Source organism: Bradyrhizobium sp. Ses1, assembly GCF_059512365.1.
In genome coordinates this window covers 23,387-48,480 of sequence record NZ_JCAMOQ010000004.1, presented here as the reverse complement: position 1 = coordinate 48,480, position 25,094 = coordinate 23,387, and the positions used below count along the sequence as shown (strand labels likewise).

24 protein-coding genes are annotated in these 25,094 nt (G+C 63.7%); 10 read left to right on the top strand and 14 right to left on the bottom strand.

The window, feature by feature from the left end:
* Positions 1-134: 134 nt before the first annotated feature.
* Together AC5ZG5_RS07050 and AC5ZG5_RS07045 are read left to right on the top strand one after the other, a co-directional pair.
* A complete protein-coding gene (locus AC5ZG5_RS07050; protein WP_456641475.1) occupies positions 135-1,055 on the top strand; it encodes a polyprenyl synthetase family protein in 921 nt (306 codons plus the stop codon).
* A gap of 219 nt (positions 1,056-1,274) precedes the next feature.
* Positions 1,275-1,955: a DUF1345 domain-containing protein gene (locus AC5ZG5_RS07045; protein WP_456641476.1), complete on the top strand. Its 681-nt coding sequence runs from the start codon at positions 1,275-1,277 to the stop codon at positions 1,953-1,955.
* A 334-nt stretch (positions 1,956-2,289) separates the two neighbouring features.
* Here AC5ZG5_RS07045 and AC5ZG5_RS07040 read toward each other — a convergent pair whose 3' ends face one another.
* A complete protein-coding gene (locus AC5ZG5_RS07040; RefSeq protein ID WP_456641477.1) occupies positions 2,290-4,101 on the bottom strand; it encodes a caspase family protein in 1,812 nt (603 codons plus the stop codon).
* A gap of 258 nt (positions 4,102-4,359) precedes the next feature.
* Between AC5ZG5_RS07040 and AC5ZG5_RS07035 the strand changes: the two genes are divergently transcribed.
* Both AC5ZG5_RS07035 and AC5ZG5_RS07030 read left to right on the top strand, forming a co-directional pair.
* A complete protein-coding gene (locus AC5ZG5_RS07035; RefSeq protein ID WP_456641478.1) occupies positions 4,360-4,734 on the top strand; it encodes a nuclear transport factor 2 family protein in 375 nt (124 codons plus the stop codon).
* Positions 4,735-4,841: 107 nt separating this feature from the next.
* On the top strand, positions 4,842-6,449 hold the full coding sequence (locus AC5ZG5_RS07030) for a Na+/H+ antiporter (RefSeq protein ID WP_456671157.1): 1,608 nt from the start codon (positions 4,842-4,844) through the stop codon (positions 6,447-6,449).
* Between the two features lie 93 nt (positions 6,450-6,542).
* On the opposite strand, the gene AC5ZG5_RS07025 is transcribed toward AC5ZG5_RS07030, so the two are convergent.
* Both AC5ZG5_RS07025 and AC5ZG5_RS07020 read right to left on the bottom strand, forming a co-directional pair.
* Positions 6,543-7,352 carry an N-acetylmuramoyl-L-alanine amidase family protein gene (locus tag AC5ZG5_RS07025; protein ID WP_456641510.1) on the bottom strand — a complete coding sequence of 270 codons (810 nt, stop codon included), beginning with the start codon at positions 7,350-7,352 and terminating at the stop codon, positions 6,543-6,545.
* Positions 7,353-7,450: 98 nt separating this feature from the next.
* Entirely contained in the window at positions 7,451-8,791 is a 1,341-nt protein-coding gene (locus AC5ZG5_RS07020; RefSeq protein ID WP_456641479.1) for a Rieske 2Fe-2S domain-containing protein, read from the bottom strand.
* A gap of 180 nt (positions 8,792-8,971) precedes the next feature.
* Between AC5ZG5_RS07020 and AC5ZG5_RS07015 the strand changes: the two genes are divergently transcribed.
* The gene (locus AC5ZG5_RS07015; RefSeq protein ID WP_456641480.1) at positions 8,972-9,247 is read left to right on the top strand and encodes a hypothetical protein; all 276 of its coding nucleotides are present in this window, start codon (positions 8,972-8,974) and stop codon (positions 9,245-9,247) included.
* Positions 9,248-9,278: 31 nt separating this feature from the next.
* On the opposite strand, the gene AC5ZG5_RS07010 is transcribed toward AC5ZG5_RS07015, so the two are convergent.
* Together AC5ZG5_RS07010 and ispG are read right to left on the bottom strand one after the other, a co-directional pair.
* Positions 9,279-10,175 carry a TauD/TfdA dioxygenase family protein gene (locus AC5ZG5_RS07010; RefSeq protein WP_456641481.1) on the bottom strand — a complete coding sequence of 299 codons (897 nt, stop codon included), beginning with the start codon at positions 10,173-10,175 and terminating at the stop codon, positions 9,279-9,281.
* A gap of 136 nt (positions 10,176-10,311) precedes the next feature.
* Positions 10,312-11,598: a flavodoxin-dependent (E)-4-hydroxy-3-methylbut-2-enyl-diphosphate synthase gene (gene ispG, locus AC5ZG5_RS07005; protein WP_456641482.1), complete on the bottom strand. Its 1,287-nt coding sequence runs from the start codon at positions 11,596-11,598 to the stop codon at positions 10,312-10,314.
* A gap of 270 nt (positions 11,599-11,868) precedes the next feature.
* Here ispG and AC5ZG5_RS07000 point away from each other — a divergent pair, with 270 nt between their 5' ends.
* Complete coding sequence (locus AC5ZG5_RS07000; protein ID WP_130225379.1) at positions 11,869-12,744, top strand: sulfurtransferase; 876 nt, start codon at positions 11,869-11,871, stop codon at positions 12,742-12,744.
* A 231-nt stretch (positions 12,745-12,975) separates the two neighbouring features.
* Here the strand turns inward: AC5ZG5_RS07000 and AC5ZG5_RS06995 are convergent, their stop codons facing one another.
* Together AC5ZG5_RS06995 and AC5ZG5_RS06990 are read right to left on the bottom strand one after the other, a co-directional pair.
* Positions 12,976-13,851, bottom strand: coding sequence for a DMT family transporter (locus AC5ZG5_RS06995; protein WP_130225392.1), 876 nt, complete (start codon positions 13,849-13,851; stop codon positions 12,976-12,978).
* A 265-nt stretch (positions 13,852-14,116) separates the two neighbouring features.
* Positions 14,117-14,620 carry a Fur family transcriptional regulator gene (locus AC5ZG5_RS06990; protein WP_456641483.1) on the bottom strand — a complete coding sequence of 168 codons (504 nt, stop codon included), beginning with the start codon at positions 14,618-14,620 and terminating at the stop codon, positions 14,117-14,119.
* 153 nt (positions 14,621-14,773) lie between these two features.
* On the opposite strand from AC5ZG5_RS06990, the gene AC5ZG5_RS06985 reads away from it, so the two are divergent.
* The 4 genes from AC5ZG5_RS06985 to AC5ZG5_RS06970 all read left to right on the top strand — a co-directional run bounded on the left by AC5ZG5_RS06985 (position 14,774) and on the right by AC5ZG5_RS06970 (position 19,355).
* On the top strand, positions 14,774-15,253 hold the full coding sequence (locus AC5ZG5_RS06985) for a MarR family winged helix-turn-helix transcriptional regulator (RefSeq protein ID WP_028168004.1): 480 nt from the start codon (positions 14,774-14,776) through the stop codon (positions 15,251-15,253).
* On the top strand, positions 15,246-16,406 hold the full coding sequence (locus tag AC5ZG5_RS06980; RefSeq protein WP_456641484.1) for an HlyD family secretion protein: 1,161 nt from the start codon (positions 15,246-15,248) through the stop codon (positions 16,404-16,406). The genes AC5ZG5_RS06985 and AC5ZG5_RS06980 overlap by 8 nt, the downstream gene beginning before the upstream one ends.
* Positions 16,407-16,629: 223 nt before the next feature.
* Positions 16,630-18,195: an MDR family MFS transporter gene (locus tag AC5ZG5_RS06975; RefSeq protein WP_456641485.1), complete on the top strand. Its 1,566-nt coding sequence runs from the start codon at positions 16,630-16,632 to the stop codon at positions 18,193-18,195.
* Positions 18,196-18,293: 98 nt separating this feature from the next.
* Positions 18,294-19,355 (top strand): SDR family oxidoreductase, encoded by a 1,062-nt coding sequence (locus AC5ZG5_RS06970; RefSeq protein ID WP_456641486.1) that lies wholly within the window; start codon positions 18,294-18,296, stop codon positions 19,353-19,355.
* Positions 19,356-19,361: 6 nt separating this feature from the next.
* Here the strand turns inward: AC5ZG5_RS06970 and AC5ZG5_RS06965 are convergent, their stop codons facing one another.
* The 7 genes from AC5ZG5_RS06965 to fba all read right to left on the bottom strand — a co-directional run bounded on the left by AC5ZG5_RS06965 (position 19,362) and on the right by fba (position 25,094).
* Positions 19,362-19,826 carry an SRPBCC domain-containing protein gene (locus AC5ZG5_RS06965; protein ID WP_456641487.1) on the bottom strand — a complete coding sequence of 155 codons (465 nt, stop codon included), beginning with the start codon at positions 19,824-19,826 and terminating at the stop codon, positions 19,362-19,364.
* 10 nt (positions 19,827-19,836) lie between these two features.
* Positions 19,837-20,160: an ArsR/SmtB family transcription factor gene (locus AC5ZG5_RS06960; RefSeq protein ID WP_208827505.1), complete on the bottom strand. Its 324-nt coding sequence runs from the start codon at positions 20,158-20,160 to the stop codon at positions 19,837-19,839.
* A gap of 123 nt (positions 20,161-20,283) precedes the next feature.
* Positions 20,284-21,051 (bottom strand): HAD family hydrolase, encoded by a 768-nt coding sequence (locus AC5ZG5_RS06955; RefSeq protein ID WP_456641488.1) that lies wholly within the window; start codon positions 21,049-21,051, stop codon positions 20,284-20,286.
* Positions 21,048-21,971 (bottom strand): CbbX protein, encoded by a 924-nt coding sequence (gene cbbX, locus AC5ZG5_RS06950; protein ID WP_456641489.1) that lies wholly within the window; start codon positions 21,969-21,971, stop codon positions 21,048-21,050. Before cbbX ends, AC5ZG5_RS06955 begins: the two co-directional genes overlap by 4 nt.
* Positions 21,972-22,080: 109 nt before the next feature.
* Positions 22,081-22,506, bottom strand: coding sequence for a ribulose bisphosphate carboxylase small subunit (locus tag AC5ZG5_RS06945; RefSeq protein ID WP_130225370.1), 426 nt, complete (start codon positions 22,504-22,506; stop codon positions 22,081-22,083).
* Between the two features lie 12 nt (positions 22,507-22,518).
* Entirely contained in the window at positions 22,519-23,979 is a 1,461-nt protein-coding gene (locus tag AC5ZG5_RS06940) for a form I ribulose bisphosphate carboxylase large subunit (RefSeq protein WP_130225369.1), read from the bottom strand.
* A gap of 32 nt (positions 23,980-24,011) precedes the next feature.
* Positions 24,012-25,094, bottom strand: coding sequence for a class II fructose-bisphosphate aldolase (fba, locus tag AC5ZG5_RS06935; RefSeq protein ID WP_456641490.1), 1,083 nt, complete (start codon positions 25,092-25,094; stop codon positions 24,012-24,014).

Below are 25,094 nucleotides of genomic sequence, written 5' to 3'. Positions count from 1 at the left end.
GTTTCAAATGAGATTCTGTAACAATTGGCGGTTTTTCCAGCGCTTTTAAGGCGCAGCCTTCGTCCCGGCGGAATTGACGAAGCCGGTGCCATCAACGATTGTCCGCCCCGAAATCCGATCTGGAGCAATTCTTAATGACGACCGGTACTGCAGAATTCGCCAAGCGGCTGGACCAGACCGCTGACGATACCGAGGCCCTGCTGGCGAAACTCTTGGCCGACACCGTGGAACAGGACGAGATCGTCCGTCCGCGGCGGCTGATCGAGGCCATGCGCTATTCGAGCCTCGGCGGCGGCAAGCGCCTGCGGCCGTTCCTGGTGGTCGAGAGTGCCGCCGTGTTCGGCGTGCCGCGCAACGCCGCGCTGATGGCGGGGGCCGCGCTCGAATGCATCCACTGCTACTCCCTGATCCATGACGACCTGCCGGCGATGGACAATAGCGATCTGCGCCGCGGCCGCCCCACCCTCCACAAGGCCTATGACGACGCGACCGCGATCCTCGCCGGCGATGCGCTGCTCACGATCGCCTTCGACATCATCACCCGCGACGAGATCCATCGCGATGCCGGCGTCAGGCTGGCGCTGACCCGGGCGCTCGCGCGCGCTTCCGGCGTCGGCGGCATGGCTGGCGGGCAGATGCTCGACCTGGCCGGCGAAGGCCGGTTCGGCGACCGTGAGCCGGTGGACGTGGCGCGGCTGCAGCAGATGAAGACCGGCGCGCTGCTCCGCTTCGGCTGCATCGCCGGCGCCATCCTCGGCCTGTCCTCCGAGAAAGAATATCTGGCACTCGACGATTTCGGCCGCGCGCTCGGCGAAGCCTTCCAGATCGCCGACGACCTGCTCGACGTCGAGGGCGATGCCGCCGCGCTCGGCAAGCAGACCGGCCAGGACGCAGCGCTCGGCAAGACCACCTTCGTCACCCAGCTCGGCATCGACGGCGCCAAGCAGCGCGTCCGCGACCTGCTCGCGCGTGCCGATGCCGCTTTGTCGGTGTTCGGAGCGAAGGGCGATGTGCTGCGCGCAGCGGCGCGGTTCGTTGCCGAGCGCAGGAATTAGAGTGCCAATGGATCGGATCAGGTAGAGCGACCAAGACGAAGCTGCGCCCCCTCTCCCGCTTGCGGGAGAGGGTTGGGGTGAGGGTGTCGCCGCGGCGAGACTCTTCGTGTGGAGAGAGCCCCCACCCGCCGCTTACGCGGAGACCTCCCCCGCGAGCGGGAGAGGTGAACGAGCTAGCGGCCTGACCGTTACAATCAAAGAGAGCAACCAGGGCGGACCATGAGCAAGGAATTCGAGGACCACCTTGTTCGCTTCCGGAAACTGCCGAAGGCTGTCCGCGTGGTGTATTCGCGGCCACGCATCTTTACTTCGATCGCAGTGGGCGTCGCCGCGTTCTTCCTTTTGCCTCAGACACTGCGTCCGGTGACGCGGCTCGTAGTGAGCTGGGATATCTTCGTCGCGCTAAATCTCGCCCTCGCCTTCATGATGATGCTCCAATGCAGCATCGCTTACATCAGGCGCAACGCGATCCTGCAGGATGACGGCCGGTTCCTGATCCTGCTCATCACCGCGCTCGGCGCCTTCGCGAGCCTTGCCGCGATCATCTTCGAGCTCGGCGCCGCCAAAAGCAGCCCGGAAGCGCTGGCACTCGCGATCGTCACCATCGCGCTATCGTGGGCGCTGGTTCATACCGCCTTTTCGCTGCACTATGCGCACGAATATTATCGCGGGAAGGAACCCGGCGGTCTGCAGTTTCCGAGCGGCAAGGAGCACATCGAGGCCGATTACTGGGATTTTGTCTACTTTTCATTTGTGATCGGCATGACCGCGCAGGTCTCCGATGTCGGCATCACCGACAGGATCATCCGCCGCACCGCGACCGTGCACGGCATCATCTCCTTCGTGTTCAACACGGCGCTGCTGGCGTTGATGGTCAATATCGCGGCGAGCGCAATCTAGCTTCGGCGCGCAACATCACGCGTCATTGCGAGTTTGGCACCGGCCGAGGGCCGACCCCGCTTGATGAAAATAGGAGGGCGTTATTGACGCGCAGAGGCGCCTCCTCACCGCTGTCATTCCGGGGCGTCCGAAGGACGAGCCCGGAATCCATCGGGCGCCGCACTCCGCGGTGAGATGGATACCGGGCTCACGCTACGCGTGCCCCGGAATGACCGCGCGGACGATGACCGGCGGCTTGCAACTCACTTTCTTCTTAGCGGAGCGAAGCAATCCATTTCGCCGCTTGCTGAGGCATGGATTGCTCCGCTTCGCTCGCAATGACGGCTCGGCCAAGCTAATTGCAAACCTGGACATTGCCGCCGCCGCCCTCGTATGGGCCGCCTTGCGCGGTGGTGCGGAATTCGAGGTGGCAGCCGCGCGCGACCGGCCGGCAGCCGCCGCGGTCGCAGACCATTTGGCCGCCGCCACCGCCGCGGCCGCCTGAAGAGGCCATCGGCCGGGGAATGCGCACTTCCGACCGCTCGCGCCGCGCCGGCCGATCGTCGGAATCGCGCTTGGCGACCGGCTTCTTGTCGCGCCGCTTCTCGCACGCATTGTTGTCGTTGAGGAACGAGCCCGCGCCACAGACGATCCGGGTGCAGCGATCGCCATCGGCCTTGGTGCCGTGCTCGCAGATCAGCGGGCAGACGCGCGATGATTTCTGCTTGATGGCATCGAGCGTGTCGACATTGGCGACCTTGGTGTCGAGCCTGGTTCCGGCATAGCGATTGAACAGCGTCAGCGACCGCTGAGAGGCGGCGTTCCACTCGCCATCGGCGCTTCCTGTGAGGCAGCCGACGCGACGCAGCTCGGTCTGGATCGATTTGGTGACGTCGGCTTGCGGCGAGCCGGTGCTGAGCGCAGCGACACTCACCGCTTTGTCCTTGTCGACCGGCGTCGTCGTGGGCGCGGCGGCCGCCTGATCCGCGGCGATCTTGTCGGCCAGTGCCTTTTCCGCCGCCAGCCGCTTCTGCTCGGCGACCGTCGCCTGCTCCTGCGCAACCTGCTTGGCCTTTTCGGCGGCGATGCGCGCCTGTTCAGCGGCCCTGGCGTCGGCAGCCGCCTTGGCCTGCTCGGCTTTTTGGGCACCTTCGGCGGCAAGCCGGGCGCGCTCCTGCTCCGCCGCCCGCGCCTTCTCCGTGGCAGCGACCCGGGCTTCCTCGGCTGTGACCTTCTCGAGCTGGAGTTTGGCGAGGCTCGCATAGAAGCCGTCGGGATATTGCGCGAGAAAGGCGTTGAGCGCGCTCTTGTTGCCGACCTGCAGCGCCAGCTCGTAATCACGGCGGATATCGGCCTGCGGATTCGGCACGGGCGCCGCCTTGGCTGGCGCCGGGACCAGCGGCACGTCCTCCCCACCGAGCGAGCCATAGACGAACGGCTCCTGGCGGTTATTGGTGGACTTCAGCACGTCGTCGCGGACGTAACCGAACGCGCGCCGCACATCGAGCCCGGGCGTCGCCAGGTGCTTGGCGAGCGCTGATGTGAAGGGGCTGTTCTTGCCGTCGCCATCGGCGGCGGTGGAACCGGCCTTGGCCGCATAGGCGATCAGTACGTTCGGGCTGGTCGGCTCGACCTTGGCGAGGCCCTGCCCGATCGCGCGCGACGCCACCGTGCGCTTCATGGTCTTGGCAAAGGGATTGTCGCGGCAGGCGTCGAGGATCACGAGCCGCAGTTTCTTGGCCGGTTCGATCGCGATCAGGACGCGGTCGAGCGAAAACGCCTCGTCATAGACGTCGGTGTCGCGTTCCAGCCTCGCATCGACCGGAATGAGGTAATTGGCGCCGTCGACCTCGATGCCATGGCCGGCGTAATAGACCACGGCGATCTCGGCATCGCGGGTACGATCGGCAAAGTCGCGCAGCGCGCGGCGGGTCTCGACCGCCGGGAGATCGCGGCGGAAGTCCACCACGTCGAAACCGGCGTCCTTCAGCATCGCCGCGATCAGCGCGCCGTCATTGACGGGGTTGGGTAGCGGCGCGACGTTCTGATAGGCCTGATTGCTGAGCACCAGCGCCACGCGCTTCTCGGCGAAGGCCGGCTGGCACATCAGAAGCAGGAACAGCGCCAGAACGAGGTGATGCAATCCCGGAAATCCAATCGATTTCATTACCGCACCTTCAAAAAACGCGGCTTTTCCATCCGATAGCAAAGCCTATCAGAAGCCGGGGCCGGATGGGGTGAGCCAAATTACGAACCATCCCGTGCCCGCCGTCCCATAACGTGTTAGTAGCCGAAGCCGAGTGATGGTTCGCGTAGCCCGGGTGAAGCGAGGCATAACCCGGGAGCGCTGGTGACCGTCGATGGAGTGTCCCGGGTTGCGCTACGCTCCACCCGGGCTACCAAAGGATACCGGGAGGAACCAACCATGAGCCATGACCGATCAACCATTGAGGCCGTCGTGCAGAACTATTTCGACGGGCTCTACGAAGGCGACGCCGACAAGCTCGGCGCGATGTTTCACCCCTCCGCCGACCTGCGCTGGCTGGAAAAGGGCGAGCTTCAGGTGCTGACCGTGCCGGACTGGCTCGACCGGGTCCGCAAGCGGTCGTCGGCCAAGGCCGAAGGCAAGCCGCGCGAGGATTTCATCGTCACCATCGACCGCTCGGACGACTCCACCGCCTTCATCAAGGTCCGCTGCCAATTGCCGCCGCGCTATTTCACCGATTATCTGGTGGCGATGAAACTGAAGGACGGCTGGCAGATCGTCTCGAAATCCTATCGTTACGACCTGCGGGAGTAAGTCCGCCCCAGGGTTGGCGGATCGGACCGCCCTCTTTTCGATCTCGCACGGTCGAGCCGTCCACGCACATTGACCTTGCCTGCGCTTCGGGGCCAATTTGGACGGCCATGGAAGCCAGATTCCAGACCTTCGTGATCCTGCTCGCTGTGCTGGCGGGCACGGCGCTGGTGGCGCGGCGCCTCAATGTCGCGCCTGCCATCCTCTTGATGCTGGCAGGCATCGCGCTCGCGTTCGTGCCGGGCATGCCCAGCATCGAATTGCCGCCGGAACTGGTGCTGCTGCTGGTGCTGCCGCCGCTGATCTACACGGCTGCGGTGGCTATGAGTTGGCGCGAGTTCAAAAATAGCCTTCGTCCGATCGTGCTGCTCGCCGTCGGCTGCGTGATCTTCACAGCGGCGGCGGTAGCGATCGCCACTCACTACCTGATCGGGCTGCCTTGGGAGGTCGGGTTCCTGCTCGGCGCGATCGTGGCGCCGCCCGACGTGGTCGCCCCGCTTGCGATCGCGCGGCGGCTCCACATCCCCCGCCGCATCCTTGTCGTGCTGGAGGGCGAGGGGCTGGCGAATGATGCCACGGCGCTGATCCTCTACCGCTTCGCCCTCGCGGCGATCACCACCGGCGCCTTCTCGCTGCCGAAGGCCACCGGCGAATTTGCAGCCATCGTGGTCTGCGAGATCGCGTTCGGCATCGCCGTCGGATGGCTCAGCCTGCGCGCCCGCCAGCACTCGCGCGATCCGCAGGTCGAGATCACACTCTCGCTGATCACACCCTATGTGGCCTATTGGCTGCCCGAACATTTTGGCGGCTCCGGCGTGATCGCCACGGTCGCCTGCGGTCTTTACGTGAGCTGGAATGGGCCGCTCCTGATTTCTTCCGCCACCCGCCTGCAAGGCATCTTCTTCTGGGACTTGGTGATCTACCTGATCGAAGGCATCCTGTTCTTGCTCACCGGCTTCCAGATGCGCTTGCTGTACGAGAAGTCGAAGGCATTTCCGCTCGACGACATCCTCTCCACCACTGCGCTGGTGATCGCAGTCATCGTCATCGCGCGCTTTGCCTGGGTATTTCCCGCAACCTATCTGCCGCGGATCCTGAGCAAGCGCCTGCGGCAGCGCGATCCACAGCCGCCCTGGCAATGGGTATTCACGCTCGCCTTCGTCGGCGTTCGCGGCGCAGTGTCGCTCGCCGCGGCGCTGGCGCTGCCGTTTGCGCTCGCGAGCGGCGAGCCTTTTCCCTACCGCGACATGATCCTGTTCGTCGCCTTCGGCGTCATCTTCATCACGCTGGTGGGATTTGGCTTGAGCCTGCCCACGGTCGTCGGCTGGCTGAACATCACCAAGGACGGCTGCGCCGAGACTATCGCCGAGCATGAAGCAGAAATTGTCGCGAGGCGCCAGGCGCTGGCCGCCGGCCTCGCATCGCTCGATGCCATCGTTGACGAGCGCGAGCTCTCCGAGGAGGTCGTCAAGCTGCTGCGGGCGCGGCACCATATCCGCACCAGCCAGCTTCCGGCCGCGCTTGATCCCGACAAGCACGACGTCTCCGCCAACGGCACCGAGCTGACGCGCGAATTGATCGCGACCGAGCGCCAGTTCATCCACGCCCTGCTCCGCGACGGCAAGATCACCGACGAGACGCGGCGCAGGATCGAGCGCGATCTCGACCTGGAAGAGGCCAGCCTCGCGAACCGCGAATATCGGAAGATACCGTTGTAACGTGGCTGACCTTTTTATTTGAGCATGATCTCCGCGCAAACGCTTCGCGTTTGTCGCGAGGGAAAACCGGTTTCCACTTTTCCGGATCATGCTCTACCGCGAGGCGCAGAATTCCTTCACAGCACCGACCACAGCGGCGCCGATCATGTCCTGCCGTTCCGTGGACGCCATTGCCAGCTCTTCGTCCCGGTTGATGATCGAGCCGGCCTCAAGCAGGACCGCGGGCACGCGGGTCCGCATAAGCACGATGAGCTGGTCGTAGCGGTAGACGCCTACCTTCTTGTCCAGCAGTTTTCGCCGGTATCGCCCCATCACGGCCTGCGCATATTGGCGGGCATATTGCAGGCCCTGCGCCTTCATTCGATTGCCGAGCAACCGGGCGAACCTCAGACTGGTCCAGAATTTCGGATTGTCGTGAGAAACGAACAGCGAATAGCCGCTGAACCGGTCGCTGAAATGGCTCTTCGTTCCCTCGAACTCCCATTCTTCGAGAAAGGAATCAGGCACCGAATCATGGTGGATCGATAAGGCGAGATCGGCCCCTGAATTGTTGATGGCGGCGGCGCGCTTGAACAGGCTCGGCCTTTTCGGGCCCTCCGTCACCAGGAGGCGGGTTTGCGCAAAGCCTTCCAACTTCAATTGGTCCTCGATGCGTTTCGCAAGGCGGAGATTGAAATCGAATTCCGGAATGTTGCGGGCGCTCCTCGCACCCGGCGCTTCGGCGCTATGGCCGACATCCAGGATGAGCTTGAATTTGGACCGGTCGCATTTCGAAGACGCAGTCTTTGGCGCCGCCCTGACACTCCCGCGCGACCACGCGGCATTTCGCGTGTCGGGCGACACGAGCGACAAGACGATGATCGAACTCACGATGATCGGACGGTGGCGCCACACGGCGAACATCGTAGCCCGGATGCAGCGAAGCGCAATCCGGGATCTGTCCATCCGCGTGCGAGACATCCCGGGTTTCGCTTCGCTGCACCCGGGCTACGGTTAGCCCCCTACTCCGCCGCGGCGTTCTGGCCGGGACCGCCGACGAAGCCCGTGGGATCGCCGAAGCGCTCGGTCATGACCGCCGTCAGGTCCTTCGCCTTGCTGGTCACGCAGGCGCCAGAACGGACGATGTAACGGTCCTGACGCGCAACATGCGGCGGCGCCTCGCCCTGCTGCAGCGCGCGGGCGGCGTCCATCACCAGCTTGCGAAAATGCATGATGCCGAGGTCGGTCGGCCCGAGATGCTCGCGCGTGCGGTCGGCGATCGGGCCCTGGCTGTCCTGCACCGCGGCGTCCTGCTCGGAGACGCCCTTGATGCCGGTGTAGCTCTTGGTCCTCTGCAGTTTACGATCGATCAGATAGTCGTTCGATTTGTTGCGCAGCGGCACATAGTTCTCATCGACCTCGGCGATCACACCGTTGCCGCGGTCATACGCATCGCGCTCCGCTTGCGTGATCGGGCGATGCGGATTCCAGGCGTAGGTGTAGATCCAGCAGTTGGTATCGGTGACCGGCACGAAGCTCTGGCCGAAGATGTTCTCGCCCGGCATCGCGCTCGGCGCAAAGGCGTGAACCGGCATCAGGAATTGGGCGATGCGCCAATAGATGTTGTCGGAGCCGGTGAGGCGGCCGCCTGCGATCGTTAGCCCGGCGTCGTGCGCGTTGATCTTGATCACCGGCCGCGGGTCTTCGGCGATCCAGCGCATGTGCTCGGTCGCCACACGCACCAGCGGATTGACGAAATGCTTCTTGATGTCGAGAATCTCGTTCTCTTCCTTCTCGAACGACAGATGCGCGAAGGTAAAATGCGCGGTATCGATCGAGCCTTCCAGCGCCTGCACCCAGTTGCAGTCCTGCCACTTCTTGCTGACGTAGCGATGCGACGGCGGCACCAGCGCCATCTCCAGCGCCGGCAATTCCGGCACGGCATCGGCCGGCCCCATATAGGCCCAGATCATGTCGCCCCATTCGCGCACCGGATAGGACTTGATGCGGATGTGATCCTTGGCGTTGAGATCGGGATAGGAGGTCGGCATGTCGACGCAGCGGCCGTCGGTGTCGAACTTCCAGCCGTGATAGACGCAGCGGATGCCGCACTCCTCGTTGCGGCCGAGCCAGAGATTGGCGCCGCGATGCGGGCAATATTGGTCGATGACGCCGACAACGCCGCGACTATCGCGGAAAGCGAGCAGCTCCTCGCCGAGAATGATGATCTTCTTCGGTTCGCTGTCGGGCTCGGGCAATTCCTCCGACAACAGCACCGGCAGCCAGAAGCGGCGCAACAGCTCGCCCATTCCCGTGCCCGGCCCGCTTTCGGTCAAGAACCTGTTGTCTTCCGCGCGAAGCATGGGACGTCCTCCGATTCTTGTTTTGGTTACGAGGAAGCTTGGCGCAAGCGCAGGCGTCGGTCAACGCGCACTGCTTCAACGTGTCACACATATAGATTGTGAGATTTATCACACGCAATTTCAGGTAAAAATGATAGCGACGTTCGAATTGCCATGTCCCGTTCAGGAAAGGATGCTCAGATGGCGACGTCGGAAGCCGAAGTCGAAACTGCCGTTCGTGGCGGATGCGCTCTCTTCAAGCGAATGATCGCAAACCTTGAAATCAGAATCCGCGACGAACGGCGCAGGCTCGCCGTCCTCGAAGCCAGCCTGAGGAAGGCAGAGTCTCAACCAAGGCCCGAACCGGCCCTCATCGAGCAGCTCAAGCAGTCGATCGCATCACTACAGAGCCAGATCGATGAGGATGAGATGAGCCTTGCCGACATCCGCATCGACTTCGAGATGTTCTGCACATGATAGGTTGCGGCGCGCCGTCCCGCATTTACCGTCACACCGGCCGCTCGCCTTTCACCGTGACGCGCGTGCCGGCGCGGGTATGGGGCCAGTAGTCCCACATCGCACGGTGCTGGGTGCAGCGATTGTCCCAGAAGGCGATCGCGTTCTCGGTCCAGCGGAAGCGGCACTGGAACAGCGGGTTTTCCGCGTGCTGGTAGAGATAGGCGAGGATGGCGTCGCTCTCGTCACGGGGAATGCCTGATATGTGGCGGGTGAAGCCGCGATTGACATAGAGCGCCTTCTTTCCCGTGACCGGATGCGTGCGCACCATCGGATGCTCGGCATGTGGATAGCTCGGCTTGTCGGCGACGCCGTAATTGGCGTAGAGCCCGCGATAGATCGGCTCGCCGTCATGCAGCGCGGTGAGCCCGTCGAGATAGGCCTTCATCCGATCCGACAGCGCCTCATAGGCCGCATACATATTGGCGAACAGCGTGTCGCCGCCATGCGGCGGGCACTGCCTGATGTAGAGGATCGAGCCCATCGGCGGCTCGAGATCGCAGGACACGTCCGAATGCCAGCCTTCGCCGTTGGCGCGCGGCGAATCCTTGTCGGCGTAGATCCTCATCAGCGCGGGATCCTCGCCCTCATGCGGGGCGGCGGGATGGATGTGCAATTCGCCGAACTTCCGGCCGAAGGCGAGATGGTCCTTTGGCGTGATGCGCTGGTCGCGGAAGAAGATCACGAGGTTCTCGGCAAGCGCGCGATGGATCTCATCCATCTGGCGATTGGAGCGCGCATCGTCGGAGACGAGCTGCGCGATATCGACACCGGAAATCTCCGCGCCGATGATCGGCGTCAGCTTTTCGACGCCGATGGTTTCATAGGGCTCGCTCTCGTCGGCGAGATGCTTGTAGCGGGGACCTTGCTTGCCGGACAGCGAGCTCACGGGTGTTGCTCCCAATCGTTATTGTCGGGAGCATCGTAGCCCGGATGGGGCGAAGCGCAATCGCAGGCCGCGGCTTTATCTGTCGTCCCGCGAAAGCGGGGACGACAGCGGAGAGGGGTCGTTGGACGGAGAGAACTTACTCCGCCGCGGTCACCGTGCTCGCGGGCACCGTGCTACCCCGGCCGTAGCGCTGGTCGATGTAATCGATGACCAGCGCCTTGAAGTCGGCGGCGATCGACGGACCGCGCAGGGTGCGGAACTTCTTGCCGTCAACGAAGACAGGCGCGGCCGGCGCTTCGCCGGTGCCTGGAAGCGAGATGCCGATATTGGCGTGCTTGGATTCGCCGGGACCGTTGACGATGCAGCCCATGACAGCGACGTTGAGCTGCTCGACGCCGGGATACTTCGTCTTCCAGGCCGGCATCTCGTCGCGGATGAAATCCTGGATCGAGCGCGCCAGCTCCTGGAACGTGGTCGAGGTGGTGCGGCCACAACCCGGGCAGGCCGCGACCAGCGGCACGAAGGTGCGGAAACCCATCGTCTGCAACAGTTCCTGGGCGACCTGGACTTCCAGCGTGCGGTCGCCGCCGGGCTCAGGCGTCAATGAGATGCGGATGGTGTCGCCGATGCCGTCCTGCAAGAGGATGCCGAGGGCTGCCGAGGAGGCGACGATGCCCTTCGATCCCATGCCGGCCTCGGTGAGGCCGAGATGGATCGCGTAATCCGAGCGGCGCGCCAGATCCTGATAGACCGCGATCAGATCCTGCACGGCCGAGACCTTGGCCGACAGGATGATGCGGTTCTTGGGCATGCCGAGCTCTTGCGCGCGGGCCGCTGACAATAGCGCCGACTGCACCATGGCTTCGCGCGTCACCGCGCGGGCATCGCGCGGGTTCGGCGAGGCCGTGTTCTCGTCCATCAGCTTGGTCAAGAGTTCCTGGTCGAGCGAACCCCAGTTCGCACCGATGCGCACCGGCTTGTTGTTCTTGTTAGCGATCTCGATGATGTCGGCGAACTGCGAGTCGCGCTTGTTCTTGAAGCCGACATTGCCGGGATTGATGCGGTATTTGTCGAGCGCCTCGGCGCAGGCCGGATATTCGGCGAGCAGCTTGTGGCCGATATAGTGGAAGTCACCGATCAGGGGCGTGTCGATGCCGCGCTTTCGCAGGCCATCGCGGATATGCGGGACGGCGGCGGCGGCTTCCTCGCGGTCGACCGTGATGCGGACCATTTCCGAGCCGGCGCGCGAAAGTGCTGCGACCTGGGCGATGGTGCCATCAACATCGGCGGTGTCGGTGTTGGTCATCGACTGCACGACGATCGGGGCGCCCCCGCCGACGGCGACATGGCCGACCATGACCTGGGTTGTCTGATGCCGGGGCGCTGGGCCGGCGACGTCGCTGAGAATTTCGGGCTTGTTCATGGCGTCTCGAATATCAGGTTTTGGTGACATTCACCAAGGGGGGCACGAAGGCGGGCTGGCGGTTTATTGGATCACATATTTTCTAACGGAGATTCAACAGCTTGCGCCTGAAAGCGGGATCGAGCGCAAGACCGGCGGCCGTCCGATGGGCTGACCGGTATATCGGGGGAGGATTCGGGGGATTAAAGAGCCCGCGAACACGCGAGGACGGCTTTTCATCCCCTACCGCGCGCCATACCTTGAAGCAAATACAACCCGCGGGAGGTGCAGATGGCGACAAGGGATGAGCTTATCACCACGGCGGAACTTGCCGATATCCTGCATCAGCCGGATCTTCGCCTCTTCGACTGTACGACCTATCTGGAGCCGGCGCCGGAAGGCAGCGGCGTTCCCTATATTGCGGTGCCGGGGAAAGAAACCTTCGAGGCCGGCCATATCGCCGGCGCCGATTTTCTCGACTTGCAGGGCGAATTCTCCGCTCCGAACACGGAACTGCGCTTCATGATGCCCCTCGTCGCGCAGCTCGAAACCGCCTTCGGCCGCCACGGGATCGGTCCCGACAGCCGGGTGGTGCTGTATTCGATCGGCACGCCGATGTGGGCGACGCGCTTCTGGTGGATGCTGAAATCGCTGGGCTTCGACGGCGCCTCCGTGCTCGACGGCGGCCTGGACAAGTGGAAAGCGGAAGGCCGCCCGCTCGAGACCGGCCCCGCCAAGGGCTATCCGCCTGCGACGTTTGCCGCGAAACCGCGAGCGGGTTTCTTCGTCGGCAAGGACGACGTGCTCGCCGCACGAGGGGACCAAGGCACCGTCACCGTCAATGCGCTGGGTCCACAATTCCACGCAGGCCTCGAACCCAGCCGCTACGGCCGGCCGGGACGCATTCCCGGCAGCGTCAATGTGCCGGCGGCGACGTTGCTCGATCCCACGGCGAAGACGTTCATCGCGCGCGCGGACGCGGAAGCGAAATTTGCAAGCCAAGGCATCAGCAAGGACAAGCGCGTGATCGCCTATTGCGGCGGCGGCATTTCCGCGACGGTCGATTTATTCCAGCTCCATCGGCTCGGCTACGACAACCTCACCCTGTATGACGCGTCGATGGGCGAATGGGCCAAGGACGAGACGCTGCCGATCGAACGGGGATAGGCGCGGGTTCTTTACCCGTCATTGCGAGCGAAGCGAAGCAATACACGGCACGCGGAGGCATGGATTGCTTCGCTCCGCTCGCAATGACGGAGGAAAGATCTACCTCGACGCCCAGTCGTCATTCCGGGGCGATGCGAAGCATCGAGCCCGGAATCCATTTCTCCACCGCGCATGCGGCCCGATGGATTCCGGGCCTGCGCCTTCGGCGCATCCCGGAATGACAGCGGTGGCTCACGCCGGTACATTAGGATCCGGCGTCACCTTCGGATCCGGCTTGTTCACGAGATAGAGGCCGATGATCACCAACAGCGCCGCGACGCCGAATACCGGCGTCAGCGTGTCATGCATGATGACATAGGCAGCGACGACGCCGAACAGCGGCGTGATGAAAGTGAAGGCCGACAGCTTGCTGGCGGAATACATCTTCACCATCGCAAACCAGATCACGAAGGTGCAACCCACCACCCAGATCGCCTGATACGCCATCAAGGCGAGCGACAGCGGGCTGGGAAAATGGGTGATGGTTTCGCCCGCAAGCCACGAGGCGATACCCAGGATCGGAATCGACAGGGCGACCTGATAGCCGAGCGCCTTTTCCGGCGCGGCCTTGCGTAGCGCTGTCCCCTTGGCGACCAGCGTGGTGGCCGCCCAAAGCGCGCCGCCGCCGACCACCATCAGATCGCCCAGCAAGACCTTGGCGTCGACATCCGGCTGCGGCACGCCGATCGCAAGCGCGACGCCGGCAAAGCTCAAGGCGAGCCCGCTCCATTGCAAGGCGGAGAGCCGCTCGCCGAGGAACTGATGGGAGCCGAATGCGACGAAGAACGGCGCCGTATAGAGGAAGACCGACGCGCGCGAGGCCGAGGTGAACACTAGGCCGCTGAAGATCAGCACGAACTCGATGCCGAACATCAACCCGGCGACCAGGCCGGCCAGAAGCGTGCCGTCGCGCTCGAAGAATTTGACGCCGCGCAGCCAGCCCACGATCAGCATCACCGGCAACGCGCCGGCGGAGCGGAACATCGCCTGCAGCATCGGCGGAATGTCGGGCAGCGCGAGCTTGACCGCGATCTGGTTGAATCCCCAGCTCACGCACAGCATCAGCATGATCGCGACCGCGCCCGGGGTGAGCGCGCGCCCGGTTGCGGCGACGCTGGAGATGGTTTGCGTTGACATGTTGCCTCGGTTTCCGGCTTGGCGCCGTGTTATCGTTTGGAATCCGGAGCGGGGGGCTTCCGGGTTTCATGATCCGATCGGACCGGATCGGATCATGATCTCATCTCTTTCTCTGAGCATGATCTCCGCGCAAACGCTTCGCGTTTGTCGCGAGGGAAAACCGGTTTCCACTTTTCCGGATCATGCTCAAATCCAATCAGACAACGGCCCTGGTTTCTTTCTGGCAATGCGCGCAAGTGCCGGCGATCTCGACCACCGACAGCTTCGGCGCAAAGCCCGCGGCGCGCGCTGCGGCCTTCAGGCTCTGGGCCACCGGCGCCGCCGGGATTTCGCCGACTGCGCCGCAGCGATCGCAGATCAAAAACGCCACCATAGAGGTCTCGTCGTGATCATGCGCGCAGGCCAGAAACGCGTTCCGGCTTTCGATGCGGTGAACGAGGCCGTTCTCCATCAGGAAATCGAGCGCGCGGTAGACGGTGATCGGCGCCGGGCGCGGCATCGACTTGGCGAGCTCGTCGATCACCTCATAGGCGCCGAGCGGCCGGTGGCTGGACAATAGCGCCCCGAGCACCTGACGGCGGATCGGCGTGAACTTCTGCGCCCGCCGCGCGCAAACCTCCTCGGCATGCGCGATCCCTTCCGCAGTGCAGCGGCCGTGATCGTGGTCAGGTGCGGGAAATGTGGGTTTTGCCAACGTCATATGCACCGTTTTAGCAGCCTGACCGACGATCCCAAAGCCCCGGGGCTCGCCCCGTTCCCAGCCATGTTCTGGAAGCGGAGCTGCCTTCCGTTAACCGGACATGCGGAAATCATAAGCTAGCTTATTATAGCCAAAGCTTATGGAGGGTAGATTATGCCGGGGTCCGTCGACGCGAACTTCATGTTCACGCTCGGTGAATTGTTTCGCCTGATCCGCGTCTACGCGGACAAGGAGGCCGCGCGCTACGGAATTACCCGCGCGCAGTGGGCGGTGCTGACCAAGGTCGAGCGCAGCGAGGGAATGAAGCAGACCGAGCTTGCCGAGTTGCTCGAGATGCAACCGATCACGCTGACCCGGCTGATCGACAAGCTCTGCGACAATGGCTGGATCGAGCGCCGCGGCGACGAGAACGACCGTCGCGTCAACCGGCTCTATCTGCGCAAGGCGGCGCGCCCGCTGCTCGCCAAGCTCGCCGGCCTTCGCTCCGAACTCACTGCAACCGCGCTGGAAGGCATCAGCCCCGCCGATGCCCACCGTCTGCTCGCCCAACTCGAATCTATCAAGGAAAACGTCCGCAATGCCATCCAGACCCCGGCCGGCGAATCTCCCAGAAAAGAGCAGCGCTATGGCTGATCCCGTACTGAAACTCGCGCCCGAGCAGAGGGACAATCCGGCCTCGGCTCCAGCGAAGACCGATCAGCCGCGCGGCCTGATGGCGGGCTTGCGGCACTATCGCCGTTTCCTCCTCCTGGTCGTGTTGCCGCTGTTGGTGCTGGTCGGCGGCGTCGTCTTCTATCTCAACGGCGGCCGCTATGTGTCGACCGACGACGCCTATGTCGGTGCGCAGAAGGTGCTGATCACGCCCGACATCTCCGGCAAGATCGAGAAGGTCGTGGTCAAGGAAGGCCAGCAGGTCAAGCAAGGCGACGTGCTGTTCGAGATCGACCCGGTGCCGTTCCGCCTCGCGGTGGACCAGGCCAAGGGGGCGCTCGATCAGGCACGCACGAACTATGACAACCTGGTCGCCAATATCAAAATCTACGGCCAGATGCTCGATCTGGCACAACGGGGGGTCGACCTGAAGCAGCGGGACGTCGACCGCAAGCAGTCGCTGGTGAAGAGCAATTTCGGTTCGCAGCTCGACCTCGACAATGCCGCGACGTCGCTGGTGACCGCGAGCGCGCAGGCCGAGTTCATCAAGCAGCAGATCTCCAGCTCCAAGGCGCAACTGCTCGGCGATCCCGACCTGCCGCTGGAGCAATTCCCGCCTTATGCGCAGGCCAAGGCCAAGCTCGATGAGGCCCAGCGCAACCTCGACCACACCGTGATGCGCGCGCCGATGGCGGGCACCGCCACCCAGGTCGAGCAGATCCAGCTCGGCCGCTTCATCGCCGCCGGCACGCCGGTGTTCTCCATTATCGACGTGGCGAATCCCTGGGTCGACGCCAACCCGAAGGAATCCGACTTCACCTATGTCGCGGTCGGCCAGCCGGTCGACCTCGAGGTCGACGCGTTCCCGAACCATTTGTTCAAGGGCACGGTCGGCTCGCTCTCGCCCGGTACCGGCGCGCAATTCGCGATCCTGCCGCCGCAGAACGCGACCGGCAATTTCGTCAAGGTGGTGCAGCGCGTGCCGGTCAGGATCTATTTCGACCAGAACGACAAAATGGTGCGCAAATTGAAGGCGGGGATGAGCGTCTACGCCACCATCGACACCAACCATCGCCGCACGCTGTCCGGCCTGCTCGGCCTGTCCTCGGCCGCAGCGGCCCACGAGCAGGACTAGGTCTAATGAAATCAGGTCGAGTTGGTGCGGCATCGGAACTCGCCATCTCTCCCATCGGGAGAGGTCGGATCGCATCGCAAGATGCGATCCGGGTGAGGGGTTACGCTCTCTCGTGGGACCTGATCCCCCTCACCCGCGCCTTCGGCGCGACCTCTCCCCGGCGGGGAGAGGTGGTGCCCGCGGCCCGACCGATTCAACCAACCAGCACCAGGCGATAGAACAGATGTCGACGGCGGCCCCCTCGCCCAGCATGGTGCCCGGCCTGCGCCGGAACATGGTGACGGTCTGCGCGATGACAGCGACCGTCATGCAGGCGCTGGACACCACCATCGCCAATGTCGCGCTGCCCTATATGCAGGGCACGCTGTCGGCGTCGCAGGACCAGATCAACTGGGTGCTCACGTCCTACATCGTGGCGGCCGCGATCATGACCGCGCCGGTCGGCTGGATCGCCAACCGGTTCGGGCGCAAGCGCATCTTCATCATCTGCTCCGCCGGCTTCACCGTGGCTTCCGTGCTGTGCGGCCTGGCGCAGGACATCAGCCAGATGGTGCTGTTCCGCCTGCTGCAGGGCGTGTTCGGCGCCGCGCTGGTGCCGCTGTCGCAAGCCGTGATGCTCGACTCCTACGCGCTGCACGAACGCGCCAAGGCGATGTCGATCTGGGGCATGGGCGTGATGATGGGCCCGATCATGGGCCCGTCGCTCGGCGCCTGGCTGACCGAGACCTATTCCTGGCACTGGGTGTTCTTCGTCAACCTGCCGTTCGGCGCCATCACCGTGCTCGGCCTCATCATCTTCATGGACGAGACCAAGCAGAACCTGGAACTGCGCTTTGACTGGTTCGGCTTCGGCGCGCTCGCAGTTGCGATCGGCTCGCTGCAGCTTGCGCTCGACCGCGGCGAGCAGCTCGGCTGGCTCGAATCCAACGAGATCATCGCCGAGTTCATCATCAGCGGCATCGGTTTCTATTACTTCTTCGCCCATTCGTTCACGACGTCGAAGCCGTTCATCCGGTTCGAACTGTTCAAGGACAGGAATTTCGTCGGCGGCTGCGTGTTCATGACCGTGATGGGGCTTGTGCTCTACTCGACCATGGCGCTGTCCTCGCCTTACCTGCAGAACGTGATCGGCTATCCCATCATCACCGCCGGTGTGCTGCTGGCGAGCCGCGGCTGCGGCACCTTCGTCGCGATGATGCTGGTCGGACGCATGATGCGCTTCATCGAGGCGCGCACGCTGATCATCTCCGGCCTGGCACTGACCGCCGCGTCGCTGTTCGTGATGACCGGCTGGACCGACCAGACCAGCGCAACCGAGATCGTGGTCGTGAGCATCGTCCAGGGTTTCGGCTTCGGACTGGTGTTCGTACCGCTCTCGACCGTGGCGTTCCTGAGCTTGCCCAATCACCTGCGCACTGACGGCACCTCGATGCTGACGCTGCTGCGCAACGTCGCCAGCTCGATCGGGATCTCCATCGTGATCGCGCAGCTCACGGAAGGCTCGCGGCGCATCTACGCGACGCTGTCCGAGCACATCACCCCCTTCAACCATGCACTGCAGATGCCCAATGTCAGTGGCATGATCAATCTCAACACCGACACCGGCCGCGCGATGGCGGATAAGATCGTCGCGGTGCAGGCGCAAATCATCGCGTTCGCCCACGACTACCAGCTCGTGATGGTGTTCATCCTGGCCTCGATCCCGCTTGCGATCATGATCGGTTCGACCAAGGCGGCGCTGCGGTCGCAGTCGCAGGCATCCTCGGACCATGCGGCGGTGATGGAGTAGTCGAGGCTCGCTCACGAAAGAGTTATTCCCGGCGCGGCTGCCCTGGTTGATGCGTCGACCAATCCTATCTCCCCACCGATATCACTGGAGGTTGGAACATGGCGGGTTCAGCGCTGGTCGTGGGCGCAAGCGGTATCGTCGGCAATAATCTGGTCCGGCACCTGCGTCAGCAGGAGTGGCAGGTCTACGCGCTGGCGCGCCGGCCACCAGCCAACATCGGCGTGCAGCCGGTGGCGGCGGACCTGCTGGACCCCGCATCGGTTCGCAAGGCGCTACAGGATCTGAGACCGACGGACGTGTTCATCAGCACGTGGTTGCGCCAGAACACCGAGGCCGAGAATATCAGGGTCAATTCTGCGATGGTGCGCAACCTGCTCGACGCGTTGTCGCCTGCAGGTTCGGTGAAGCATGTCGCGCTGGTGACCGGGCTGAAGCACTATCTTGGTCCGTTCGAAAGTTACGGCAAGGGCAAGCTGCCCGCCACGCCGTTTCGGGAAGACCAGCCCCGGCTCGAGATCGAGAATTTCTACTACGCCCAGGAAGACGAAGTGTTCGCGGCGGCTGGTCGCGACGGCTTTGGCTGGAGCATCCATCGGCCGCACACCATCATCGGCTATGCCGTGGGCAACGCGATGAACATGGGCGTGACGCTCGCGGTCTACGCCACCATCTGCCGCGAGACCGGACGTCCGTTCCTGTTTCCGGGCTCCGCGACGCAGTGGAATGGTCTTACCGATATGACGGATGCGCGGCTGCTCGCACGCCATCTGGAATGGGCGGCGACAACGCCGGCCGCCCGCAATCAGGCGTTCAATGTCGTCAATGGCGACGTGTTTCGCTGGAGCTGGATGTGGCAGCGGCTGGCCGACTGGTTTGGACTAAAGCCGGCGCCATTTCAGGGCGAAGGAATTCCGCTGGAGCGACAATTGGCCGATGCGGGCCCGATCTGGTCCGACATCGCCAGAAAATATCGGCTGGCCGAGCCCGATCTCGGCGTGCTCACCTCGGCCTGGCACACCGACGCCGACCTCGGTCGCCCGATCGAGGTCGTTACCGATATGAGCAAGAGCCGCAAGCTCGGCTTTCTCGATTACCAAACAACCGATGATAGCTTCTTCGATCTGTTCGCGCGTTTACGCGACGAGCGTCTCATCCCGTAAGACCGGCTACGCAAGCGCATCGAGCCGGGCGTAGCTGTCTTCCATTCCGTGCTCCATGCCGGTCGCCAGCATCGCGTCCCGCGTCGCTGCATCCGGCAGCGTCATTCGCATCGTCATCAAGGTGCCGCTGCCGTCGGGCGCGAAAATGGTCTCGACGTGATTATCCGGCGTCGGGTCCGGCAGATGCATGCGCTCGACGTGGACGATGCGGCTGAACGGCGCGAGCTCCAGATATTCGCCGGTCAGATAGAACCCGCCGCCTTCGCCATTGCTCCACTCGTAGCGGATCTTGCCGCCAGGACGGGCTTCGCTGATGCAGACCGGCATGGTCCAGCCCGGCGGACCGAGCAGCCATTTCTGCAAGAGTTCCGGCTCGGTATGGGCGCGATAGACGGCTTCTGGCGGCGCGGCGAAGCGGCGGGTGACGATGACATATCGATCGCCTTCGGTCTTCAGCGTCAGTCTGGTCATGGGAAGCCTTTCACTTCTCGGTTTTCATATCGGCCAGAACCTGGTCGAGCCGGTCGTAATTCGCGTTCAGGGCTTGCCGTAGCATCGAAAGCCACTGGTCGATCTCGGCCATGGCACCGGGCGCGAGCCGGCACGGTCGCTTGGTGCCTTCAACGCGGCGAATGATCAGGCCGGCGCTTTCCAGCACCTTGAGATGGCGGGAGATGGCGGGCTGCGTCAGCTCGAACGGCTCGACCAGTTCCATGACGGTCGCTTCGCCCAGCGCAAGGCGAGCCAGGATGGCCCGGCGAGTCGGGTCGGCGAGCGCTGAAAAGGCGGCGTCGAGGTTGGGCATATCAAGCATCCAGTATATAACTGTATTATTATATAACGGAATGCTGATAGTCAAGGGCCGTGGCCCGGGTGGAGCGAAGCGCAACCCGGGACATCTGCATCAACGTTTGTGAGCGGCCCCGGGTTACGCTGGCGCTCCACCCGGGCTACGGCGCTCCAGCTGGCACGCGGCAGCGTCGGCGATCTCGGTGAGTTCATCGACGGCGAACAGCGCTTCCGAGCAATCATCGTCGCGGAAGTAGGCGCTGCGGGTGAACAACACGGGAATGCCGGCGCGCGAGGCCGCGATCAATCCGTTGCGCGAGTCCTCGATGGCTACGCAGCGGGAAGCAGGGAGCGACAGTCGCGCCAGCATCATGAGATAGACGTCGGGTGCCGGCTTCTTCTCGGGCACATCGTCGCCCGCGACGATCGCCTCGAACCACTCGGCCCAATCCTCGCCCAGCGCGACCGACAATAGCGCATCGATATTGGCATGCGAGGTCGTCGTCGCGATCGCCAGGCGCTGGCTGCGCCATCGGGCCTTCCGGAGCAAGGCTTCCACACCAGGCCGCAGCGGGCAGCCGCCCGTTGCGATCAGTTCGGCATAACGCGCGGTTTTGATCGCGTGCAGCTCCGCGATCTCGCGAGTCGACAGCAAGGGCATGGTTCGCTTGCGCATGGCAAATGCGCGGATCCGCTCCTTGCCTCCGGCGACGCGCAGCAACCGTCCGTAGGTGGGCTGGTCCCAGTACCAGTTGAGGCCTGCGCGCGAGAACGCCTCGTTGAAGGCGCGGCGGTGCACCTCCTCGGTCTCGGCCATTGTGCCGTCGACGTCAAAGATCAGTGCGTGGGCGCGGGCAAGGAGGTCTCCGAAGGCCGCCGCCCGCACGGCTGTCAGCGTCTCACTCATGTCTCCTTGTCCGTCGCGCCTTTCGAAAAGACTCGGCTCGCCAGCACATCGCCGGCCTCGATCGACATCACGTCGTCGGCCGTGAGCACCCGGTCCAGCCGGGAAACGATGCGGTTGGCCTGGCGGAGCCGGATACGATCCAGCGCATTGCGGATCGAGCGCGCGTTGGAGAACAGCGGCTGGGTCTTGCGCACGGCGATGTAGCGGATGAAGGCATCGCGTGCCGCCGCTGAGAACCGGTAGTTCTGCTGCTGCAGCATCAATTCGGCGATCGCGAACAGCTCGGGGTCGGAATAATCGGGGAAGTCGATGTGATGGGCGATGCGGGAACGAAAACCCGGATTGCTCTGGAAGAATTTCTCCATGCGGTCGCCATAGCCGGCGAGGATCACAACCAGATCCTCGCGCTGCTGCTCCATGATCTGCAACAGGATCTCGATCGCCTCCTGGCCGTAGTCGCGCTCATTGTCGGGGCGATAGAGGTAGTAGGCCTCGTCAATGAACAGCACGCCGCCCATCGCCTTCTTCAAGATCTCCTTCGTCTTTGGTGCGGTGTGGCCGATATATTGCCCGACCAGGTCGTCGCGAGTGACGCTGATGACGTGGCCGCGGCGCACGAAGCCGAGCCGGTGCAGGATGCTGGCCATCCGCATTGCTACCGTAGTCTTGCCGGTGCCAGGATTGCCGGTGAAGGACATATGCAGGGTCGGAAAGGTGGTAGCGAGCGCCATCTTCTGCCTGATGCGCTCCACCAGCAGCAGCGCTGCGATCTCGCGAATGCGCGTCTTCACTGGCGCCAGGCCGATCAACTCGGAATCGAGCTGGTCGAGCACGGCGCCGATGCCAAGGTCGGCGAATTCGCGGCGGAGATCGACGGCCTCCAGCGGGGCTTCGTCAGTCTGTGGCTGTGGTTGCGTCATCCTGCTCTCGTGTCGAAAAGCTCCGTCGCCGCAACCTGGCGACGACGGAGAAGTGCATCCGGACCAGGTCGGCCGAGGGAGCCACCCGCCTGGCTTGAACCGGACGCGGTTAACGGTCTGCGTAACGCTCGCCTTCAGGCCGCTCCGCCGCATAGGCATGCGTCGAATAGCGGAGGTTGCGACCGACGGATTCCTGCCGGTCGAGCCGGAAGCCGGGCTCGTTCGTGGGCCGATTGACGATGAAGGAGATGCGCACGGACTCCCATCCGTGGCTCGAATCGAAGCCGGAGATCCGGATATAGCGGTCGCCATACACGCGCCGGCATTCGCCGAGCTCCCGCATGATACCCGCGGCGTCGCGCAGATCGAACATCGGCAGGCCCCACATCTCCCAATAGGTGTTGCGGGGATGCGGATCGTCGGTGAATTCGATGTTAACAGCCCAGCCCCTGTCGAGGCAGTACTGCACCTGTGCCGTGATCTGCTCGTCGGTGAGATCGGGCAGGAAGGAGAAGCAGCCCTGGGTTATGCGCATGATGTACCCCTTTCAGACCGCGACGCTCGGCGTCGGAACGAAGTCCGGCGCATCGGTCGATTCATAGTTGAAGGTGACGTCCTTCCAGACCTCGAGCGCCTCGCGCAGCGGTGTGCAGCTTTGCGCCGCCTTGGCCAGGATCTCTGGACCTTCATGGACGTAGTCGCGCCCCTCGTTGCGGGCGAGGATCATCGCTTCCAGCGCGACGCGGTTGGCGGTGGCACCCGCCTGGATGCCCTGCGGGTGACCAATGGTGCCGCCGCCGAACTGCAGCACGACGTCCTCGCCCAGGAGGTCGAGCAGCTGATGCATCTGCCCGGCATGGATGCCGCCCGAGGCAACCGGCATCAGCTTGTTGAGGCTGGCCCAATTCTGGTCGAAGAACACGCCGTGCTCGAGCTGCATCGGATTGAAGTCTTCGCGGCAGATATCGTAGTAGCCGCGCGTGGTGTTCGGATCGCCCTCGAGCTTGCCGACCACAGTGCCGGCGTGAATATGATCCACGCCCGCGAGCCGCATCCATTTTGCGATGACGCGGAACGAGACGCCATGCGAGCGTTGCCTTGTGTAGGTGGAATGGCCGGCGCGGTGCAGATGCAGGATCATGTCGTTCTTGCGCGCCCATTTCGCCATCGACTGGATCGCGGTGTAGCCGATCACAAGATCGATCATGACGATGGTCGAGCCGAGTTCGCGGGCGAAATCGGCGCGCTCGTACATGTCCTCCATGGTCGCCGCGGTGACGTTGAGATAGGTGCCCTTGATCTCGCCGGTCGCGGCCTGCGCGCGGTTGACCGCCTCCATGCAGTAGAGGAAGCGCTCGCGCCAGTGCATGAAGGGCTGCGAGTTGATGTTCTCGTCGTCCTTGGTGAAATCGAGTCCACCCTTCAGCGCCTCGTAGACGACGCGGCCGTAGTTGCGGCCGGAGAGGCCGAGTTTCGGCTTCACAGTCGCGCCGAGCAAGGGACGCCCGAACTTGTCGAGCCGCTCGCGCTCGACCACGATGCCGGTCGCCGGGCCCTGGAACGTCTTCACATAGGCAACGGGAAGCCGCATGTCCTCGAGCCGCAGCGCCTTCAGCGGTTTGAAGCCGAAGACGTTGCCGATGATCGAGGCGGTGAGGTTCGCGATCGAGCCCGGCTCGAACAGATCGAGGTCATAGGCGATATAGGCGAAATAGCTGCCTGGCGAACCCGGCACCGGATCGACGCGGTAGCATTTCGCGCGATATTTTTCCGCCGCCGTCAGACGATCGGTCCACACCACGGTCCAGGTCGCGGTCGAGGATTCGCCTGCTACCGCCGCGCAGGCTTCGGTCGGATCGACGCCGTCCTGCGGCGTGACGCGGAACAACGCGATGACGTCCGTGTCCTTGGGCTGGTAGTCGGGCTCCCAATAGCCCATGCGCTTGTATTCGAGCACACCGGATTTGTAGCGATCCTTGCCGCGCAGGGTCATCGACTGCATATTCATATGGTCCTCCTGAAAACTTTCTGGCGTGCCCCTCACGCTGCTTCGGTCATCGCCCCAATTTGCGGATCGAGCGCGCCGGCGCGGTAGCGCCTCGCCATCTCGGACAGCGGAATCACCTTGATCTTTGCGGCATTGCCCGCCGTGCCGAACTGCTCGAAGCGGTCGCGGCAGAGGTCACGCAAAGCCTCCATCGCGGGTTTCAAGAATTTGCGGGGATCGAATTCGCTTTTCGATTGAGTCGCGACCTTGCGGAAGGCCGCGGCCATCGCGAGCCGGCAATCGGTATCGATATTGACCTTGCGGACGCCGTGCTTGATGCCGCGGACGATCTCCTCGACCGGCACGCCCCAGGTCTGCGGCATCTCGCCGCCGAACTGGTTGAACATGTCCTGCAATGGCTGCGGCACCGAGGACGAGCCGTGCATCACCAGATGCGTATTCGGCAGCCGCTGATGGATCTCTTCCACCACGCGCATCGCGAGGATGTCACCGTCGGGCCGCCGCGTGAACTTGTAGGCACCATGCGAGGTGCCCATCGCGATCGCGAGCGCATCCACCTTCGTGGCGCGGACGAAATCGACCGCCTGGCCCGGATCGGTGAGGAGCTGGTCATGGCTGACCTTGCCTTCGACGCCATGGCCGTCTTCCTGCTCGCCGCCGCCATGTTCTAGCGATCCGAGCACGCCGAGCTCGCCCTCGACGGAGGCGCCGACCCAATGCGCGATGTCGACGACGCGGCGGGTAATGTCCACGTTGTAGTCATAATCGGCTGCCGTCTTGGCATCGGCCTTCAGCGAGCCGTCCATCATCACCGACGTGAAGCCATAGCGGATCGCGGTGGCGCAGGTGGATTCCTCGTTGCCATGATCGAGATGCAGGCACAGCGGCACGTCCGGATACATCTCCTCGAGCGCATCGATCATCTTCGACAGCATGATGTCACCCGTATAGGCGCGCGCGCCGCGTGAGGCCTGGATGATGACGGGCGCATCGCAGGCCGACGCCGCCTCCATGATCGCAAGGCCCTGCTCCATATTGTTGATGTTGAATGCGGGCACGCCGTAGCCGCGCTCGGCGGCATGATCCAGCAGTTGCCTCAGGGTTATACGCGCCAT

Bases quoted from the DNA above. Each gene is read 5' to 3' on its own strand.
- AC5ZG5_RS07040 (WP_456641477.1), bottom strand. From the start codon at position 4,101: ATGAAATCGATTGGATTTCCGGGATTGCATCACCTCGTTCTGGCGCTG.
- AC5ZG5_RS06990 (WP_456641483.1), bottom strand. From the start codon at position 14,620: ATGACGTTGGCAAAACCCACATTTCCCGCACCTGACCACGATCACGGC.
- AC5ZG5_RS07045 (WP_456641476.1), top strand. From the start codon at position 1,275: ATGAGCAAGGAATTCGAGGACCACCTTGTTCGCTTCCGGAAACTGCCG.
- AC5ZG5_RS06945 (WP_130225370.1), bottom strand. From the start codon at position 22,506: ATGCGCATAACCCAGGGCTGCTTCTCCTTCCTGCCCGATCTCACCGAC.
- fba (WP_456641490.1), bottom strand. From the start codon at position 25,094: ATGGCGCGTATAACCCTGAGGCAACTGCTGGATCATGCCGCCGAGCGC.
- AC5ZG5_RS07000 (WP_130225379.1), top strand. From the start codon at position 11,869: ATGGCGACAAGGGATGAGCTTATCACCACGGCGGAACTTGCCGATATC.
- AC5ZG5_RS06995 (WP_130225392.1), bottom strand. From the start codon at position 13,851: ATGCTGATGCTGTGCGTGAGCTGGGGATTCAACCAGATCGCGGTCAAG.
- AC5ZG5_RS06970 (WP_456641486.1), top strand. From the start codon at position 18,294: ATGGCGGGTTCAGCGCTGGTCGTGGGCGCAAGCGGTATCGTCGGCAAT.
- AC5ZG5_RS06955 (WP_456641488.1), bottom strand. From the start codon at position 21,051: ATGAGTGAGACGCTGACAGCCGTGCGGGCGGCGGCCTTCGGAGACCTC.
- AC5ZG5_RS06975 (WP_456641485.1), top strand. From the start codon at position 16,630: ATGTCGACGGCGGCCCCCTCGCCCAGCATGGTGCCCGGCCTGCGCCGG.
- ispG (WP_456641482.1), bottom strand. From the start codon at position 11,598: ATGAACAAGCCCGAAATTCTCAGCGACGTCGCCGGCCCAGCGCCCCGG.
- AC5ZG5_RS06980 (WP_456641484.1), top strand. From the start codon at position 15,246: ATGGCTGATCCCGTACTGAAACTCGCGCCCGAGCAGAGGGACAATCCG.
- AC5ZG5_RS06940 (WP_130225369.1), bottom strand. From the start codon at position 23,979: ATGAATATGCAGTCGATGACCCTGCGCGGCAAGGATCGCTACAAATCC.
- AC5ZG5_RS07020 (WP_456641479.1), bottom strand. From the start codon at position 8,791: ATGCTTCGCGCGGAAGACAACAGGTTCTTGACCGAAAGCGGGCCGGGC.
- AC5ZG5_RS07030 (WP_456671157.1), top strand. From the start codon at position 4,842: ATGGAAGCCAGATTCCAGACCTTCGTGATCCTGCTCGCTGTGCTGGCG.
- AC5ZG5_RS07025 (WP_456641510.1), bottom strand. From the start codon at position 7,352: ATGTTCGCCGTGTGGCGCCACCGTCCGATCATCGTGAGTTCGATCATC.
- AC5ZG5_RS07015 (WP_456641480.1), top strand. From the start codon at position 8,972: ATGGCGACGTCGGAAGCCGAAGTCGAAACTGCCGTTCGTGGCGGATGC.
- AC5ZG5_RS06960 (WP_208827505.1), bottom strand. From the start codon at position 20,160: ATGCCCAACCTCGACGCCGCCTTTTCAGCGCTCGCCGACCCGACTCGC.
- AC5ZG5_RS07050 (WP_456641475.1), top strand. From the start codon at position 135: ATGACGACCGGTACTGCAGAATTCGCCAAGCGGCTGGACCAGACCGCT.
- AC5ZG5_RS06985 (WP_028168004.1), top strand. From the start codon at position 14,774: ATGCCGGGGTCCGTCGACGCGAACTTCATGTTCACGCTCGGTGAATTG.
- cbbX (WP_456641489.1), bottom strand. From the start codon at position 21,971: ATGACGCAACCACAGCCACAGACTGACGAAGCCCCGCTGGAGGCCGTC.
- AC5ZG5_RS06965 (WP_456641487.1), bottom strand. From the start codon at position 19,826: ATGACCAGACTGACGCTGAAGACCGAAGGCGATCGATATGTCATCGTC.
- AC5ZG5_RS07035 (WP_456641478.1), top strand. From the start codon at position 4,360: ATGAGCCATGACCGATCAACCATTGAGGCCGTCGTGCAGAACTATTTC.